2 protein-coding genes and 2 pseudogenes are annotated in these 3092 nt (G+C 66.2%); 1 reads left to right on the forward strand and 3 read right to left on the reverse strand.

Going from position 1 to position 3092, the window contains the following annotated elements:
• Together ELR45_RS40065 and ELR45_RS33560 are read right to left on the reverse strand one after the other, a co-directional pair.
• A pseudogene (locus ELR45_RS40065) lies at nucleotides 1-326 on the reverse strand (ABC transporter substrate-binding protein); the annotation flags it as partial.
• A gap of 25 nt (nucleotides 327-351) precedes the next feature.
• The gene (locus ELR45_RS33560; protein WP_129670164.1) at nucleotides 352-1143 is read right to left on the reverse strand and encodes an amino acid ABC transporter ATP-binding protein; all 792 of its coding nucleotides are present in this window, start codon (nucleotides 1141-1143) and stop codon (nucleotides 352-354) included.
• A gap of 111 nt (nucleotides 1144-1254) precedes the next feature.
• Here ELR45_RS33560 and miaB point away from each other — a divergent pair, with 111 nt between their 5' ends.
• The gene (miaB, locus tag ELR45_RS33565; protein WP_129670165.1) at nucleotides 1255-2781 is read left to right on the forward strand and encodes a tRNA (N6-isopentenyl adenosine(37)-C2)-methylthiotransferase MiaB; all 1527 of its coding nucleotides are present in this window, start codon (nucleotides 1255-1257) and stop codon (nucleotides 2779-2781) included.
• A 30-nt stretch (nucleotides 2782-2811) separates the two neighbouring features.
• Here the strand turns inward: miaB and ELR45_RS36230 are convergent.
• A pseudogene (locus ELR45_RS36230) lies at nucleotides 2812-3092 on the reverse strand (hypothetical protein); the annotation flags it as partial.

A 3092-nucleotide genomic window follows, 5' to 3' on the forward strand; every position in this document is an offset into this window, starting at 1 on the left:
TCCAGCAGGTTTTCCCGCTCTGGCGTTGGCGCCTCGAGCCACTCGATCTGATCTTCGGAATATCCGAGCTCCCCAGCGACGTACGTTGCGACATCAACGTCGAACCCGGTGTAATCGTCGCCTTCGCGGAGGCCGAGGCCAGGCTGGTCGAACTTGATGCCGATGGTGATGCTGTCACCGTCGCCGCCGCCTTCGTCGCCGTTCTCCTCGGCTTCGTCACCGTTGCTCTCGGTCGTCGTGTCATCTTCGTCGTCGCCACCACATGAGGCGAGGACGAGCGCTGCGGTGACCGAGGCCACAGCGAAGAGGGAGCGTCGTAGGCGCATGGATACTTCTCCTTACAGGTGAGTGTCAGTGACTAAGAATCTTGCTCAGGAAGTCCTTCGCGCGATCGCTCTTCGCATCGGTGAAGAACTCCTCGGGGGTGGCTTCCTCGACGATCAGGCCAGCATCCATGAATATCACGCGGTTCGCGGCCCGTCTGGCGAATCCCATCTCGTGTGTCACCACGACCATGGTCATTCCCTCCTTGGCGAGCGCGGTCATGACATCGAGCACCTCGTTGATCATCTCCGGATCAAGGGCTGACGTCGGCTCGTCGAACAGCATGACTTTCGGACTCATGGCCAGCGCACGTGCGATCGCGACTCGCTGCTGCTGGCCTCCGGAGAGCTCGGCGGGGATCTTGCTGGCTTGGTTCGCGACTCCAACGCGCTCCAACAACCGCATGGCCTCCTCCCGTCCCTCCGACTTGCGCAGGCCGCGGACCTTCATGGGGCCGAGCGTCACATTCTCCAGCACACTCTTGTGGGCGAAGAGGTTGAAGGCCTGGAAGACCATGCCTACGTCGGCGCGCAGCCGAGCGAGCCCACGACCTTCGGCCGGCAACGGCTGACCGTCGAGTGTGATGGTGCCGGAGTCGATGGTCTCCAACCGGTTGATGGTCCGGCACAGCGTCGACTTCCCGGATCCCGATGGTCCGATGACCACCACCACCTCGCCTCGTGCGACCGAGAGGTCGATGTTCTGGAGCACGTGGAGGTCGCCGAAGTACTTGTTGACCTGATGCAGCTCCACCAAGGGCTCGCCGACCTGGGCGAGTGTCGGCGTGGCGGTAGTGGTGATGTCCTCACTCGCGGTCATGCAGGAAAACCTATCTATCTTGACTGGGCTGATGCACGATTTTCGTGGTTACGGTCAGGCTACGACTCATCTTCGGACGTTGGGGGTATGTGGCGTAACCTGGATCTCGACATGAGCGCACGTACTTACCAGGTCCGCACCTACGGGTGCCAGATGAACGTCCATGACTCCGAGCGGCTGGCCGGGTTGCTCGACGACGCAGGCTACGCGAACGCCGGCGATGTCGGCTCCGCGGCCGACGTCGTCGTGCTCAACACGTGCGCCGTCCGGGAGAACGCGGACAACAAGTTGTACGGCAACCTGGGCCATCTGGCGTCGGTGAAAGCGTCGCGCCCGGGCATGCAGATCGCCGTCGGCGGGTGCCTGGCGCAGAAGGACCGGGACGAGATCGTCCGGCGGGCGCCGTGGGTGGACGTCGTCTTCGGTACGCACAACGTCGGCTCGTTGCCGGTGCTGCTGGAGCGGGCACGCGTCGAGCAGGAGGCACAGGTCGAGATCGTCGAGGCGCTGGAGGTTTTCCCCTCGTCGCTGCCGTCACGGCGGGAGAGCCCATATTCGGCGTGGGTCGCGGTCAGCGTCGGCTGCAACAACACCTGCACGTTCTGCATCGTGCCGGCATTGCGCGGCCGGGAGAAGGACCGCCGTCCCGGCGATGTGCTGGCCGAGGTGGAGGCGCTCGTCGCCGACGGCGTCATCGAGGTGACACTGCTCGGGCAGAACGTCAACGCGTACGGGGTCGAGTTCGGTGACCGGTACGCATTCGGCAAGCTGCTGCGCGCGGCCGGCGCGGTGGAAGGGCTGGAGCGGGTCCGTTTCACCAGTCCGCATCCACGGGACTTCACCGACGATGTCATCGCCGCTATGGCCGAGACGCCCACCGTGATGCCGCAGCTGCACATGCCGCTGCAGTCCGGCTCGGACCAGGTGCTCAAGGCGATGCGCCGTTCGTACCGGCAGCGGCGCTATCTGGATCTGGTCGAGCGAGTACGCGAGGCGATGCCCGACGCGGCGATCACGACCGACATCATCGTCGGATTCCCGGGTGAGACCGAGGACGACTTCGAGCAGACATTGCACGTGGTCCGCGAGGCCAGGTTCGCATCCGCATTCACCTTCCAGTACTCCAAGCGCCCCGGCACTCCGGCCGCCGACATGGCGGACCAGGTGCCGCCCGAGGTGGTCCGCGAGCGGTATCAGCGGCTCGCTCAGCTGGTCGATGAGGTCGCCTGGGATGAGTCGGGCGCGTTGGTGGGGCGCGAGGTCGAGGTACTCGTCGCCGACGGCGAGGGACGCAAGGACGAGCAGACACAACGGCTGTCCGGCCGGGCACGCGACAACCGTCTCGTCCACTTCGCCGTCCCCGAGGTCGAGGACCCGAGGAATAAGCACCCGCATCCGCGGCCGGGCGACATCGTGACCGTGGAGGTGACCAGGGCAGCCCCGCATTACCTGGTGTCCGACTCGGCGTTGCGGGGCGGCCGTTATGACGTGCGGCGAACCCGCGCGGGTGACGCCTACGAGAGCGCGCACGCGCCTGATGCCGCCTCCGGGCAGAATGGCGTCCTGCTGGGCATGCCGACCGTCGGCACGCCCGCCGTCGAGCCGGTCAGCGCGCCGGGATGTGCCGCCAGTTCCTGATAGCCGGCAGGGTTCACAGCGCCTGGGTGATCAGGATGACGGGGGACCGGCGGTAGGCGGCGGCCGGAAGTGGCGGCGGAGCGCTTCGCGGAAGGTGACTCGTGCCCGGTCGGCGATGGAAAGGGTGCCGAGGACTCCGACGCCGGCGGCGAAGACGCTTGCGACGGCGCCTATCTCGTCACCCATCGCGCCGAACCTCCACCAACCGGTGAGCACCGCGAACGTCAAAGCGCCGAAGAAGAGCGCCGCGACGAGCAAGCCTGCCCGGCGCGGCCGTGGAAGCTCAGGCTCCGGCCGGCCGGACCACCAGA

Origin of the sequence: Phytoactinopolyspora endophytica, from assembly GCF_004138495.1 — a bacterium.
Classification (GTDB): domain Bacteria; phylum Actinomycetota; class Actinomycetes; order Jiangellales; family Jiangellaceae; genus Phytoactinopolyspora; species Phytoactinopolyspora endophytica.